At 60.2% G+C, this 13,310-nt stretch carries 12 protein-coding genes; 10 read left to right on the forward strand and 2 right to left on the reverse strand.

The window, feature by feature from the left end; all coding sequences use genetic code 11:
* The first annotated feature begins 52 nt into the window (after positions 1 to 52).
* Together ACQUTG_RS17510 and ACQUTG_RS17515 are read left to right on the forward strand one after the other, a co-directional pair.
* On the forward strand, positions 53 to 565 hold the full coding sequence (locus ACQUTG_RS17510) for a hypothetical protein (protein WP_428920613.1): 513 nt from the start codon (positions 53 to 55) through the stop codon (positions 563 to 565).
* A gap of 65 nt (positions 566 to 630) precedes the next feature.
* Entirely contained in the window at positions 631 to 1,599 is a 969-nt protein-coding gene (locus ACQUTG_RS17515) for a hypothetical protein (RefSeq protein WP_428920614.1), read from the forward strand.
* A 10-nt stretch (positions 1,600 to 1,609) separates the two neighbouring features.
* Here the strand turns inward: ACQUTG_RS17515 and ACQUTG_RS17520 are convergent, their stop codons facing one another.
* The gene (locus ACQUTG_RS17520) at positions 1,610 to 2,941 is read right to left on the reverse strand and encodes a S8 family serine peptidase (protein WP_428920615.1); all 1,332 of its coding nucleotides are present in this window, start codon (positions 2,939 to 2,941) and stop codon (positions 1,610 to 1,612) included.
* 128 nt (positions 2,942 to 3,069) lie between these two features.
* On the opposite strand from ACQUTG_RS17520, the gene ACQUTG_RS17525 reads away from it, so the two are divergent.
* From ACQUTG_RS17525 to ahpC, 7 genes are all read left to right on the forward strand, one after another.
* Positions 3,070 to 3,561, forward strand: coding sequence for an RNA polymerase sigma factor (locus ACQUTG_RS17525; protein WP_428920616.1), 492 nt, complete (start codon positions 3,070 to 3,072; stop codon positions 3,559 to 3,561).
* Positions 3,558 to 4,283, forward strand: coding sequence for an anti-sigma factor family protein (locus ACQUTG_RS17530; RefSeq protein ID WP_428920617.1), 726 nt, complete (start codon positions 3,558 to 3,560; stop codon positions 4,281 to 4,283). The genes ACQUTG_RS17525 and ACQUTG_RS17530 overlap by 4 nt, the downstream gene beginning before the upstream one ends.
* A gap of 143 nt (positions 4,284 to 4,426) precedes the next feature.
* The gene (gene betI / locus ACQUTG_RS17535) at positions 4,427 to 5,035 is read left to right on the forward strand and encodes a transcriptional regulator BetI (protein ID WP_113861699.1); all 609 of its coding nucleotides are present in this window, start codon (positions 4,427 to 4,429) and stop codon (positions 5,033 to 5,035) included.
* Between the two features lie 14 nt (positions 5,036 to 5,049).
* The gene (gene betB / locus ACQUTG_RS17540; protein ID WP_428920618.1) at positions 5,050 to 6,519 is read left to right on the forward strand and encodes a betaine-aldehyde dehydrogenase; all 1,470 of its coding nucleotides are present in this window, start codon (positions 5,050 to 5,052) and stop codon (positions 6,517 to 6,519) included.
* Positions 6,520 to 6,546: 27 nt separating this feature from the next.
* Complete coding sequence (gene betA / locus ACQUTG_RS17545; protein WP_428920619.1) at positions 6,547 to 8,232, forward strand: choline dehydrogenase; 1,686 nt, start codon at positions 6,547 to 6,549, stop codon at positions 8,230 to 8,232.
* 213 nt (positions 8,233 to 8,445) lie between these two features.
* Positions 8,446 to 9,663, forward strand: coding sequence for a BCCT family transporter (locus ACQUTG_RS17550; RefSeq protein ID WP_428920620.1), 1,218 nt, complete (start codon positions 8,446 to 8,448; stop codon positions 9,661 to 9,663).
* Between the two features lie 193 nt (positions 9,664 to 9,856).
* A complete protein-coding gene (gene ahpC, locus ACQUTG_RS17555) occupies positions 9,857 to 10,420 on the forward strand; it encodes an alkyl hydroperoxide reductase subunit C (protein WP_217647726.1) in 564 nt (187 codons plus the stop codon).
* A 103-nt stretch (positions 10,421 to 10,523) separates the two neighbouring features.
* Here ahpC and ACQUTG_RS17560 read toward each other — a convergent pair whose 3' ends face one another.
* On the reverse strand, positions 10,524 to 11,255 hold the full coding sequence (locus ACQUTG_RS17560) for a DUF3581 domain-containing protein (protein ID WP_428920621.1): 732 nt from the start codon (positions 11,253 to 11,255) through the stop codon (positions 10,524 to 10,526).
* 142 nt (positions 11,256 to 11,397) lie between these two features.
* Here ACQUTG_RS17560 and ACQUTG_RS17565 point away from each other — a divergent pair, with 142 nt between their 5' ends.
* Positions 11,398 to 13,302 carry an ATP-binding protein gene (locus tag ACQUTG_RS17565; RefSeq protein ID WP_428920622.1) on the forward strand — a complete coding sequence of 635 codons (1,905 nt, stop codon included), beginning with the start codon at positions 11,398 to 11,400 and terminating at the stop codon, positions 13,300 to 13,302.
* Positions 13,303 to 13,310 lie beyond the last annotated feature (8 nt).

The following is a 13,310-nucleotide window of genomic DNA, read 5'->3' on the forward strand; positions in this document are numbered from 1 at the left end:
ACGTCTTCCTGGTGAAAGCAACCCGAAACGGGCAAAACAGGAGGACGTAACCATGAAAAAGCACGTACTGACCCTCGCAATCTGTTCCATCCTTTCCACTGGTGCCCTGGCGGCCGAAGGCTCCGGTTCCGCCAATGCCAGTATGCAGGCCGAGACCAACATGAGTGCTGAGGCCAGTGCCCAGAATGGTGTTTCGGCCCAAGGCGGCGGATCCGCTTCGGCTGAAGGTAGCGTCAATGGCCGGTCGGTTCGCGATGAGGCATCTGAACAAGGTCAGGCGGCCAGCAGTGAGGCTCGCCAGAACGCCAATCAGGCTGTACGCGCGGGCGTCGAAACCGGCCAGAAGGTCCGGGGTACTGCAAACGCAGCGGCCGAAGCCGCTGCCTCCAGTGCGGATGAGCAGCGCCAGCAGGCGCAGGAGCGAATGAATGAGGCCCGAAATGCCGAAATCCGGGCTGAAACCAATCAGCAAATCGGCACGTCAGTGTCAGATAGCGTGAAGAGTGAAGTTCGCAACACCGTGAAGGGTACGGTGCAGGGCTCCGCCACCGGCGGCGCTCTGTAAGCATTCACTCAGCCGCGGCCGGGCCATTTTCAGGCCCGGCTTTTTTCTGACAGAGAGGAGCCGATATGCGTTTGATAGACCGAATCTCCGCACTGTCCCTTGCCGTGGGACTGATGTCTCCATTACTGGTGGCCGAGGCCGCGGAAAAGGCTGAACTGAACGGGCATCTGGAAGGGGGCTACGAGCACGACAGCAACCTGACCGTGGACGAACTGAATGCGTCTTCCGGCGAGAGTGACGAGGCCTGGGTGTTCGATGCTGGTCTGGAGGGCATCCTCAAGCCGGCAGAACGACTGAATATCACGCTCGGTTATTCCGTGTCCGGCCGCCGGTACCAGACCTTTGACCGGTTTGACCAGGACATTCATCTGGCTTCCGCCGATATCAGTTACGACTTCGATCCGGTTACCGTCGGAGCCAGCTACCATTTTTCCCATGCGACGCTGGGTTCCGATCCTTTCCTGGATTATCAGCGAGCCAGTGTCTATCTCGGGCGTCTGGTAGGTGACGATGTCTACCTGCTGGCGAGTCTGCAGGATAAGGGCAAGGACTTCGAGGACAGCGATGCCCGGGATTCGGACATCAAGGGCGCCAGCCTGGATACGTTCTTTTTCTTCAACGAGGCCCGAAGCCACTTGCTGTTCGGGGTGGACGGCGACCGTGAGGACGCTGAGGCCGATGCCTATGACAACCGCCTGGTGCGGGTCCGCATCAGCCTGGTGCACAAGTTCACGCTGGCAGGCGAGGACAACCGGTTGCGACTGGGCTGGCGGTTCGAGGATCGGGAATACGAGGCGGTGACCATCACCAGCAACGATCCGTTGCTGACGGATCCGCTCACAGGTGACCTTACCGAGCGCAGTTCCAGCCAGCGCGCGGATCAGGGGCGAATCCTGGAAGCAGGCTGGCGCATCGGTCTGACCGAGGTGGTCAGTATTGAGCCCAGCATTTCGTACGGAAACTACACCTCGAACGTGGATTCGGCCGACTATGACAAGACCGTGGCTGGAGTCACCCTGCGGGCCGGATTCTGACCCGTAAGAATCAGTAATCCAGCAGGCCGTGGCCGAAACTCCGGTCACGGCCAGGCTCGCCAAGGTCCCGGGCTGTTCCGATCAGAGCCTCTATGGCCTGCTCCGGGGAAGTCGCGAGAAGCCGGCAGGCGAGGGCCGCCGCGACCACCGGTGCCGCCAGGGAGGTGCCGCTGTCTGACGTCAATCCGCCATCCGGTGCAGCGACCGGGACCGATACGCCCCGGGCCGCAAACATCACCTGCTCGCCACGATTGGCCCACCGATAAAGCTCGTTCGAGTCATCCACTGCGGTAACACCGACGACTCCCGGATAGGCCGCCGGATACAGTGGAGGTGCCGCCGGTCCCTGATTGCCCACCGCGGCCACCATCACAATGCCGCGATCCAGCAGGTTGCCGGTCACCGTCGCCAGCACCCGGTTATCCGGCCCTGTCAGGCTGATATTCACGACGGAAATAGCCTGCTCCGACAGCCAGTTCAGGCCCTGCAGAAGATGTCCCAGAGTGGCACCGGACAGATTCCGGTTCCGGTCAAAGAACACTGACGCGTTGTACAGGGTGGCGCCGGGCAGGCGGGCTGGCGAATCACCGCTGAAGTCGCCCACCATCAGGCTCGCGACGGCGGTCCCGTGGGCACGGGGCTCGGCAAGCTGGCCTTTCGCGCCGTCGACCTTGAGGAAACGGGACTGCACCAGCCGGGCTTGCCGGAATGCCGGATGGTCCGTGGCAATCGAGGTATCCACCATACCGACCCGAACCGGGGAAGAGCACAGGCTCTGCCACTGGGGTGCCCGCGACTGCGGCTTCGGCGGTGGTTCGTCAGTCTGGGGGCTGTAGATATGGTTCCGGTCCAGCCGGTCCGTAAGCTCCGGCAGAATTGAGCGCAGGGCCTCCCGGGAGTCCAGTTCCGGTGACACCCGGAAGCGGACAAGGTTTACGCCCAGTCCCCCCAATTCTTGACGCTTGAGCAGCGTAATGCCGGTTTGATCGAGTCGGGCGATTTCCTCGTCCGTGCCGGTGAACAGCCACTCGCGTTCCACCGCGCGCCAGCCATCTTCGACGACAACATCGTTGAATGCTACCTCGCCTTGTTCCGTCAGGACAGGCAGCTTCGACGGCAGGTTTTCAAGCGGGTTCCGGAGGGTTTTGGTTGCGGTTTCCACCCGGTCCTCGATGTGACGGGCCATCCTCCGCTCCACGAGCCGTTCTGCGCTTTGCTCCACCTGCCGGGTGACAGGGCCGGCGGCACCGTCCAGCACGCCGGTACCCAGCGCCACAACCGGGGTAGCAAGGGAGGCCAGGGCAAGGGCGGAGAGCCAATGGATCTTTCGGGAGTGCTTCATCGTGTCTGTCCGCATTCGGGAGTGTTTCATTCGATATAACGACCGGGTCAGAAAAAAATTCCGTGCTTTGGTGGAATAAAACGGTTTCTGGCTCGTTGTACTGGTAACACGTATCAGCAAAGAGCGCTATGCATCAGGAAATTACCGAACTTTTGCCCAGGCTCAGACGCTTTGCCTACTCGCTTACCGGCTCCATGCCCGATGCCGACGACCTGCTCCAGAACACGGTGGAACGGTTACTGGCCCGGGAAATGCCCGGGGACGCTGATCTTACCAAGTGGGCGTTCCGGGTCTGTCGCAATGTCTGGATAGACGAGTGCCGGGCCCGGAAGGTTCGCCGGGAGGCAGCGGAACGGCCGGAGCTGTCCGATGGCCAGGTTGTGGACGGCGAGCAGCAGACGGCCCGGGAGATCGAGTGGAGCCGGGTGGATGCGGCCATGGCAAATTTGCCGGAGGATCAGCGCCAGATCATATCCCTGGTGGCCATCCAGGGCTTCTCCTACCAGGCCGTTGCGGAGATTCTGTCGGTACGCAAGGGTACGGTCATGAGCCGGCTGGCCCGGGCGAGGGCGGCACTGAGCGAGGCGCTGGCATCTGTAACCATGAGGACCCGACCATGAACATAACCGACGAGACCCTGTCTGCTTTCCTGGACCATGAACTGCCCGAGGCAGAGATGCAGGCGGTGCGTGACCAGCTGGCCGCGGATCCGGCACTGGCGGATCGTCTGGCGGAACTGGCGTCGGTCGATGCCGAACTGCAGGCCCGTTATGGCGCGATCGATGACCGGCCTATGCCCGAATCGGTTACCCGGCTGCTGGCTGAAAAGTCATCAGAGGGTGCCGGAGGCGAGCCGGACAATGTCATTGCCTTCCCCTGGTGGCGTAGGGTAAGGGAGCATACCGGCAAAGCCGTCGCCGCTGCGGTGATTGCCGGGTTTGCGCTCGCCCAGTGGCTGGCCTTGCCGGAGTCCGGCGAAGAAGCCGGCTGGGCGGAGGTGGCACAGGCCCTGGAGGCGCGTCCGAGCGGTGAGCCCCATGCCATTGACGATACCACCGTGACGCCGAGGCTGACCTTCCGGAACCAGGACGGAGACTGGTGCCGGCAGTACCTGGTACAGAAGGCTGACCATGCCTCCGAACAGATTGCCTGCCGCACCGGTGCCGGCGACTGGCAACAGGTGGCGAAAGTCGATGTGGAGGTTAGCGCCTCTCCGGAGGCCTATCAGACCGCGACCGGAGGTCGTGTCCTGGATGAGACGCTGGATCGACTCATGGAAGGGCCGGCCATTGGCCCTGATGCGGAAAGAACCCTGATCGAGAAACAATGGAGCGGCCAATAACGGCCGCTCTTTTTTGAGCAGGTTTGAAATCCCTGTCACGTTTCTGTAGCCTTTATTTTAATTGAACGTTCAATTAATAAAAAACAGGTAGAGATCAGAGCCTGTTTTCGACACGGAAATCATCGGGAATTCGCGGAATCGCCATGCCAAAAGTTGGAATGAAAGATACCCGCAAGCAGCAGCTCATTGACGCCACCATGGAGTCCATCGCCGAGCTGGGCATGCAGAACACCACCATAGTCAGCATCAGCAAGCGGGCGGGAATGTCCTCGGGGATCATCAGTCATTACTTCGGGGGCAAGCAGGGCCTGATCGAGGCGGCGTTGCGTTACCTGCTCGAGCAGCTGGGCAAGGAACTGCGTGAGCGCATGGCGAAAACCGATGGCTCCCCGGAGCAGCGGCTTGATTGCATCGTGGAAGCCAACTTTTCCGAATTCCAGCGCTCGGCCCTGGCCGCCAAGACCTGGCTGAGCTTCTGGTCCCGCTCCATGCATGAGCCGGGGCTCAAGCGACTGCAGCAGATCAACAACGCCCGGCTGTACAGCAACCTGCGCTATTCCTTCGCCCAGGTGTTGCCGGCGGGGCAGGCCACGGAGGCCGCGCGCCAGACCGCTGCGATGATTGACGGTTTCTGGCTGCGAAGTGCCCTGAGCCTGGACCCGATGGAAAGCTTCGAGGCGGGCGAGCGGCTCACCAAACAGTTTATTCACGACACCCTGGCCAAGGCCGGGGCAACGAATTCAGCGAATTGAGGTTACCGGTCACTATGTCCAACAACGTACCTGTGGTTCAGAACTTTGTGCACGGCCGTTTCCTGGCCAACACTAGCGGCGAGACCTTCCCGGTGGTCAACCCGGCCACCGGCCAGGTCATCTACGAGGTGGAAGTGGCGGATGAGGCCGTCCAGCAGGCGGCCATGGAAAGTGCCCGGGCCGGCTTTGCCCAGTGGTCCGCCATGCCGGCCATCGAGCGCAGCCGCATCCTGTTGAAGGCGGTGGCCTTACTGCGTGAGCGCAACGACGAGCTGGCGGCCGCGGAAGTTCGGGATACCGGCAAGCCCTGGCAGGAAGCGGAGGCCGTGGATGTGGTCACCGGCGCGGACGCCATCGAATTCTTCGCCGGCCTGGCGCCCTCCATCGAGGGCAACCAGCAGGATCTGGGTGGCGATTTCTACTACACCCGCCGCGAGCCGCTGGGTATCTGCGCCGGCATCGGTGCCTGGAACTACCCGATCCAGATCGCGTGCTGGAAGTCGGCTCCGGCGCTGGCCTGCGGCAACGCCATGATCTTCAAACCCTCCGAGGAAACCCCGATGGGGGCCGTGAAGTTGGCGGAAATCTTTGTGGAGGCCGGTGTGCCGGCTGGCGTGTTCAACGTGGTCCAGGGTGCGGCGGAAGTCGGCCAGTGGCTGACCCACCACCCGGACATCGCCAAGGTGTCGTTCACCGGCGAAGTTGCCACCGGCAAAAAGGTAATGTCAGCGGCATCGTCCACTCTGAAGGACGTCACTATGGAGCTCGGCGGCAAGTCCCCACTGATTGTCTTTGACGACGCCGACCTGGAGAACGCCATCTCCGCCGCCATGGTGGGCAACTTCTACACCCAGGGCGAGATCTGCACCAACGGTACCCGGGTGTTCGTGCACGAGGATATCTACCCGCAGTTCATGGAGCGCCTGCTGGAGCGGACCCGCAAGAACATCAAGCCGGGTGACCCGATGAATCCGGACACCAACTTCGGCGCCTTGATCTCCAAAAAGCATCAGGACCTGGTGCTGGATTACATCGCCAAGGGGCTTTCTGAAGGCGCCACCCTGAGCCACGGAGGCCGGGCCTTCGAGCCGGATGATTCCAAAGGTGGCTATTTCGTTGAGCCCACCATCTTCACCGACTGCACCGATGACATGACCATCGTGAAGGAAGAGATCTTCGGACCGGTGATGTCGGTACTGACCTTCTCCGACGAGGACGAGGTGATTGCCCGCGCCAACAACACCGACACCGGCCTGGCCGCTGGCGTCTTCACCAACGACATCCGCCGGGCCCACCGGGTCATTCACCAGATCCAGGCGGGCATCTGCTGGATCAACAGTTACGGCGCCTCGCCGGCGGAAATGCCGGTTGGCGGCTACAAACTCTCCGGCATCGGCCGGGAAAACGGGCGCGAGACCATCGCTCACTACACCCAGATCAAATCGGTGTATGTGGGGATGGAAGATCTCGACGCCCCGTTCTGATCCCGCAGGCCACAGAGGAGAACGCGTATGAAAGAAAATCAATACGACTACATCATCGTGGGCGCGGGCTCGGCCGGTTGTGTGCTGGCCAACCGTCTCACCGAGGATGGCCAGAACAAGGTCCTGCTGCTGGAGACCGGTGGCAGTGACAAGAGCATCTTCATCCAGATGCCCACGGCCCTGTCCATTCCCATGAACACCAAAAAGTACGCCTGGCAGTTCGAGACCGAGCCGGAGCCTTACCTGGACAACCGTCGCATGCACTGCCCCCGGGGCAAGGTGCTGGGTGGTTCCTCGTCCATCAACGGCATGGTCTATGTCCGTGGCCACGCCAGGGATTTCGACGAGTGGGAATCCGAAGGCGCTGCCGGCTGGCAGTACGCCAATGTCCTGCCCTATTTCAGGAAGGCGGAAACCTGGGCTTTCGGTGGCAATGACTACCGGGGCGATTTCGGGCCGCTGGGCGTGAATAACGGCAACAACATGCAGAACCCGCTGTACAAGGCCTTTATCAAGGCGGGTTCCGATGCCGGTTATCTCGAGACCGCCGACTACAACGGCGCCCAGCAGGAAGGCTTCGGTGCCATGCACATGACGGTCAAGAACGGCCGTCGCTGGTCCACCGCCAACGCCTACCTGCGCCCGGCCATGGAGCGGGATAACCTGACCGTGGTCACCCACGCCCTGGTACACAAGGTATTGCTGGAAGGCAGGACCGCCACCGGCGTGCGTTACGAGCAGGGCGGCAAGGTGCATGAGGTGCAGGCCAGCCGCGAAGTGATTCTCTCCGCCGGTTCCATCGGTTCTCCGCACCTGTTGCAGCTGTCCGGCATCGGCAAACGCGAGGTGCTGGAGCAGGCCGGTATCGAGGTGCAGCACGAGCTGCCCGGCGTGGGCGAGAACCTGCAGGATCATCTGGAATTCTACTTCCAGTTCCGCTGCAACCAGCCGGTGTCCTTGAACCGCAAGCTGGACTGGTGGAACAAGCTCAAGATCGGGGTGCGCTGGATCCTGCGCAAGGATGGTCTTGGTGCCACCAACCATTTCGAGTCCTGTGGCTTTATCCGCTCCAGGGCCGGCGTCGAGTGGCCGGATCTGCAATACCACTTCCTGCCGGCGGCCATGCGCTATGACGGCAAAGAAGCCTTCGATGGTGATGGCTTCCAGCTGCACATCGGCCATAACAAGCCGAAGAGCCGTGGCTTTGTGCACGTGCAGTCCGCGGATCCCAAGCAGGCGCCGCGCATCCGCTTCAACTATCTGGAGCACGAAGCCGATCGAGAAGGCTTCCGGGATTGCGTGCGGCTGACCCGCGAGATCATCAACCAGCCGGCCATGGACGAGTACCGGGGCGCAGAAATCCAGCCCGGCGCAGAGGTCCAGAGCGACGAGCAGATCGACGCCTTTGTTCGTCAGGCGGTGGAGAGCGCCTATCACCCGTCCTGCTCCTGCAAGATGGGCACCGACGAGCTGGCGGTGGTGGACCCGGAAACCCGGGTTCGCGGCCTCAAGAACCTGCGGGTGGTGGATTCGTCCATCTTCCCGACCATACCCAACGGCAACCTGAACGCGCCCACCATCATGGTGGCCGAGCGGGCGGCCGATCTTATCCGGGGCAAGGACCCCCTGCAATCTTCTGATGCGCCTGTGGTGATGGATGACCAGTGGCAGGCACGCCAGAGACCGGGACAGGCAAAGCGCGCGCTGGTTTAGCGCGTCGTCATCCCGCCCGGGCGTGCAAGGCGCCCGGGGTTTTGCAAGCCCTCAGGATTTCCCTATCAGCGCGACGGTGTTCTGCCGTTTTCGGGCGCCAGATAGGCAAGTCCTGGGTTTGTGTCCGATTCGAAAGAAGCAGCGCTTACAAAGTAGAGGAGGAACACCCATGCTGTTCACTATAATGATGACAAACAACCGGAGGTGCAGCGCATGACACTCTGGTTATCCACAGGACTGATATTCACCTTCGCCGCCATTGCCCTGATCCTGTACAAATGGTGGGACATGCAGTGCATCGGCGTGACACCGGTCCGCACCTTTACGTTTATTGCCATCCTGTTCACCTCCGGTCTGGACGTGGGGCTGATCATGTTCCCTCTGACCGAGTTTGGCGGCTACGGCAACGTTGGAGAAAACCCGGAATACGGCTTCGCCAACCCGCTGGCCATCGAGTTCGGGTTTTGGGCATTTCTGATCTGGGGTTTTTACTTCCTGACCTGTTTCTACTTCGCCATCATCGAACCGCGGGTGAGATTCTTCGAGATCCCCGTGGTGAAGCTGGTTAACAACGTCGTAATCATCGGCACTTGCGCGTTCACTGCCTACCTGCTGCTGGTAAACCTGCCCTGGTATCTGCCCCAATTGGGTGACGGCGAATCCGTGGTGCCCGCGTTCTACGCAATCGTGTTCCTGTCGATCGCGCTGGCGGTGTACTCCAGTTCCAAGGTCAAGTACATCCGCATTCTCAGCATCGGCTCCAGTGTGCTGTTCATTGCCCTGATTGTCGGCATGTGGTTCCGGGCGTTCGTGCTGGGCAAGGGCTCGCCGGCAGATTTCTTCGGTACTGCCAGCATGCTGGGCGAGTACTTCGGCAACATTCACCAGTTTGTGCTGCCGATTAACGACTACCACGCCTTCTACCTGTTCTGGTGGTTCGCCTGGAGCATCATGATCGGCCAGTTCACCGCCCGTTTTGTCAGTGGTATCCGCACCTGGCAGTTGCTCATCGCCATGCTGGTGGTTCCGTCCATCGCCATCGGGGTGTGGTTCAGCGTGCTCTACTACTATCACGCCGAGGGCCTGCAGATAGCTGCCTTCACCAACATCGCCATGATCTCTGTCGGTGTGTTGATGGTGGTGAATTCCCTGGATTCTCTGATCCGCCTGTACACCGACAACCTGAACCTGACGGCACAGCGCCTCGGCCGGGTGAACTACGTGATCTTCAACCTGGTGGCGATGGTCGGCCTGACCATGCTGTTCCAGCTGGATTTCCTGCGCATCCAGTGGGTTGGTGCGCTGGTAATTGCCCTGTACTTCGCCTGCTTTGCCTACATCCTGGCGAAGAAACGGAGCGAGGTGGCTGCCATCAAATCGTCACCCAAGGAAAATATTCTGGATTTCCACAAGATTGAACTTGCGGGATAAGCCCCCATATCAACAACCGCAGTTACTTCCCGGGATGGAAATGGCTGCGGGTTGTTGGTCCTGGCTTCGTAAGGATAGGCTGAACCTATTTCTCCATTGGAAATTATCAATTTTAACGAAGCCGGAAAAATCCGTATCTTTGCCTCCCGTAAATTCTTCAACCCTCAAATGCACCAAACAGGAGTTATATTAAATGGGCATCATTAACAGCGAGATCAAGCCGTTCAACGCCACCGCTTTCAAGAACGGTGAGTTTGTTGAGATCAGCGAGGCAGACGTAAAAGGTAAGTGGGCTGTCTTTTTCTTCTACCCGGCCGACTTCACTTTCGTGTGCCCGACCGAGCTGGGCGACGTAGCAGACAAGTACGAAGAGCTGCAGAAGCTGGGCGTAGAAGTGTTCTCCGTGTCCACCGACACTCACTTCACCCACAAGGCGTGGCACGATACTTCCGAGACCATCGGCAAGATCCAGTACTACATGGTTGGCGACCAGACCGGCACCATCACCAACAACTTCGGTGTTATGCGTGAAGGCCAGGGCCTGGCTGACCGTGCTACTTTTGTAATCGATCCGGACGGCATCATCCAGGCCGTTGAGATCACTGCCGAAGGCATCGGCCGTGACGCCGACGACCTGCTGCGCAAGATCAAGGCTGCCCAGTACGTTCGCAAGAACCCGGGCGAAGTTTGCCCGGCCAAATGGAAAGAAGGCGAAGAGACCCTGGCTCCGTCCCTGGACCTGGTCGGCAAGATCTAAGTTTCCCGTTACGGTGAAACTGAATGGAAAGAGGTCTGCATTGCGGGCCTCCAGTTCCCGAAGAACCCCGGCGCAGGCCGGGGTTTTTTGTGTCTGACCGGTATCAGGAGCCGGCGATCTCGCTGCCGTAATCGGCGCCGCGGGCCTTGAGCCGGTAGAATTCCTCGATCACCTCCGCCATGGCTTCCGGGCAGTAGGGACGCAGTCCACTCAGGACCAGGCGCTTGGTCACCTCACCCACGGGTTTGCCATCGGCTTTCAGCAGGTATTCCAGGGTCACATTCCCCCGTTTGCCGGCGGCTTCCAGGTCGGCGTTGCTCAGCTCCAGTTCGGGAAAGGACGCATCTACCGTGTCGAGGGCCAGGCTCATGCTTTCATACATCACCATGGGACGGTCCGGGTTGAACATCACACCGTTGGATTCCATCAGCGGTTTCAGCGTGTGAGGGAAGTTTTTGCCCGAGGCAGCCACGTAACACCGGGTAAAGTCCTCGATAAACTGCTCGTCCCGGGAGATTTCGCCACTGCGGGTGACTTCCAGATAAACCTTGCCATTGTCGTCACAGACTTCGATGCTGTCGTCCCCGTTCTCCCGGAACAGAAGCTCAACACCATCACCAACCAGGGCGCGGAACCGGAATGTCATGTTCCGGGAAAGCCCGAAGTGAGACAGGACCACGGCGAACAGCAGATCCCCTGGTACGCAGAATCGCCGTGCGTCGGGATCATGTATCGGGTTGAAGTCTCCGGCCACTTCCTTGGCGAACTTGCTGGCCTGAAGCGCGGAAATGGTGATGCGTCCGTCCCGGACGGAGTGAAAACGTTCTAGAAACATGGTTCGCCTTTTACGGGTCGCGGGGCTGACAATGGGAGATTACCTGTCTGTCTTTTTATCATAGTTGAGGCGCATCAATAGCAAAATGCGCTATTTGTCCTACTTTGGACTGGAAGCAGGGAAATTCCGGGGGGTACAGGCCATGGGCATCACAGCAATTCCGGTAGACCAGCGGGTAATCGATATTGATTCCCGACGGTTCGCCTCAGTGGAAAAGGCACTGGTGGAGCTGGTCACCAACAGCGATGACAGTTACTCGCGGCTGGAGCGTGACGGTATTGCGGTAACCGGCGGTATCACCATCCAGTACGAGCGGCACCTGAACGGCGCCATGCTGGTCGTTGCCGACCAGGCCGAGGGTATGACCTGGCAACAGGCCCTTGCCAGCCTGACCTATGGCGGGGCCCACAGCCCTCTTGCGAATGGTGAGGCAACTGGCCGTGGCTTCTTTGGTCGTGGCCTGAAGCAGGCAATCTATGGCCTTGGTTATGGCTGGCTGGAAACACTCCACAAGGGCCGCTATACCCGTATCGACCTGTTCCGTGGTGAGGATGGTGGCTATCTCTACGACGACGGTGAAGGTGATCGTGAGGCAAAGGATACCGATTACGAGCGACTCGGCACTGATGCCAATGGCACCCGGGTGGCTATCGTAATCGACAATCCCCTGGTTCACATCTCCCAGTACCGCTCGGTACTGAACTCGCTGTCCCACAACATTTACCTGCGGGAGATCCTCGGACGTCGGCGGGTGGAGCTGGTACACCGGCAGTCCGGCAAGGAAGTGGAGCGGGTGGCGCCGGTCCATTATCTGGAGCCGGAATCCAGGGTGCTGCTGGGACCACAACAGCCGTTCAGGTTCGTCTATGAGCAGGTGACGTACCCCTTCACCCTGACCCTGAAGCGGTCACTCAACGCCGAGCTGACCCTGCACGGTGATGAGCGCACCAACGGACTACTGGTGCTGTCCGGAAACGCGGTGCTGGATTGCCAGCTGTTCGAGTTTGAGAACCAGGTAGGGACCGAATACCTGTTTGGCGAGGTGAATTGTCCCGCCCTCGCTGAAAAGCTGGGTCAGGGCCTGGCCATCATCAGCGACGAGCGGGACGGCCTGAATCTCAAGGATCCCTTTGTGGCGGCGTTCGGTCGGGCCGTCAGCAAGCATCTCCGCCCGGCGGTGCAGGAGGAGCGGGAGCATCTGCGTCACCTGGAGCATGCGACCGCTTCTGGCAGGACCGATCATATGATCGAACATTTGCTGGAGCGCATGAACCGGGCTGCGATCCAGGATCTGAAGGTTTCCTTGCCACCCGCGGACAACGCTGCAACGGAATCGGAGCAGGAGCCAGAAGAGCCTGCCCTGCGCTTCACCACGCCGTTCTATTACCGACAGGCCGGGCACCCGTTTCATGTCGCTCTGCTGGTGAATCCGGCCAGCTTTGCCCCGGATGATGTGTTGCACATCAGCTACCACTTTCCGGGTTCGGTTCAGCTGGATAGCAGGCCCAGGGAATTGCCGGTGTCCCAGCTTACTGATAAGCATCGCATTGAGTGGACCATCAACAGTGATTCCGTCGGAGACCGGGGGGAGATTACCGTTCGCAGCCAGCACTACTGGGCCTGGTGTGAGGTGGTGATCGCGGATCATGGCGCCCACCATCGGCACCACCGCCCCAAAAACCATCACACCCGGCATGGGCACAGGACCGCATCCCGTGACCACGGGGAGGCGATGTTTATCGGCTATGATTTTCGCGCCCTTCACAACGAACTGGAGCGGGCGGTATACAGCCCGAAGGAACGCAAGATTCTGATCAATACCGAGGCACCAACCGTGCAGCTCTACTTGGACGGCCGCGGGCGCTTCCGGGATTCGGCACGTCTGCTGCTGGCGGAGCTGTTTATGGACGTGATTTCCGATGAACTGGCACGTCACAAGTTGGCATGGTCGAAGGAGCCGGAAAGCGTGGCCGCATTCCACGCTGCCAAGATGGACATCATCCGGCGATACGGCAGCGACATTCACCGTTCTTTCATCAACGTCTGACAGTCTGC

It is taken from the genome of Marinobacter sp. DUT-1, from assembly GCF_050379415.1.
Taxonomy (GTDB): Bacteria; Pseudomonadota; Gammaproteobacteria; order Pseudomonadales; family Oleiphilaceae; genus Marinobacter.

Coding starts and splice junctions, on each gene's coding strand:
- ahpC (WP_217647726.1), top strand. CDS start 9,857: ATGGGCATCATTAACAGCGAGATCAAGCCGTTCAACGCCACCGCTTTC.
- ACQUTG_RS17530 (WP_428920617.1), top strand. CDS start 3,558: ATGAACATAACCGACGAGACCCTGTCTGCTTTCCTGGACCATGAACTG.
- betI (WP_113861699.1), top strand. CDS start 4,427: ATGCCAAAAGTTGGAATGAAAGATACCCGCAAGCAGCAGCTCATTGAC.
- ACQUTG_RS17510 (WP_428920613.1), top strand. CDS start 53: ATGAAAAAGCACGTACTGACCCTCGCAATCTGTTCCATCCTTTCCACT.
- ACQUTG_RS17520 (WP_428920615.1), bottom strand. CDS start 2,941: ATGAAGCACTCCCGAAAGATCCATTGGCTCTCCGCCCTTGCCCTGGCC.
- ACQUTG_RS17550 (WP_428920620.1), top strand. CDS start 8,446: ATGACACTCTGGTTATCCACAGGACTGATATTCACCTTCGCCGCCATT.
- ACQUTG_RS17565 (WP_428920622.1), top strand. CDS start 11,398: ATGGGCATCACAGCAATTCCGGTAGACCAGCGGGTAATCGATATTGAT.
- ACQUTG_RS17515 (WP_428920614.1), top strand. CDS start 631: ATGCGTTTGATAGACCGAATCTCCGCACTGTCCCTTGCCGTGGGACTG.
- betA (WP_428920619.1), top strand. CDS start 6,547: ATGAAAGAAAATCAATACGACTACATCATCGTGGGCGCGGGCTCGGCC.
- betB (WP_428920618.1), top strand. CDS start 5,050: ATGTCCAACAACGTACCTGTGGTTCAGAACTTTGTGCACGGCCGTTTC.
- ACQUTG_RS17560 (WP_428920621.1), bottom strand. CDS start 11,255: ATGTTTCTAGAACGTTTTCACTCCGTCCGGGACGGACGCATCACCATT.
- ACQUTG_RS17525 (WP_428920616.1), top strand. CDS start 3,070: ATGCATCAGGAAATTACCGAACTTTTGCCCAGGCTCAGACGCTTTGCC.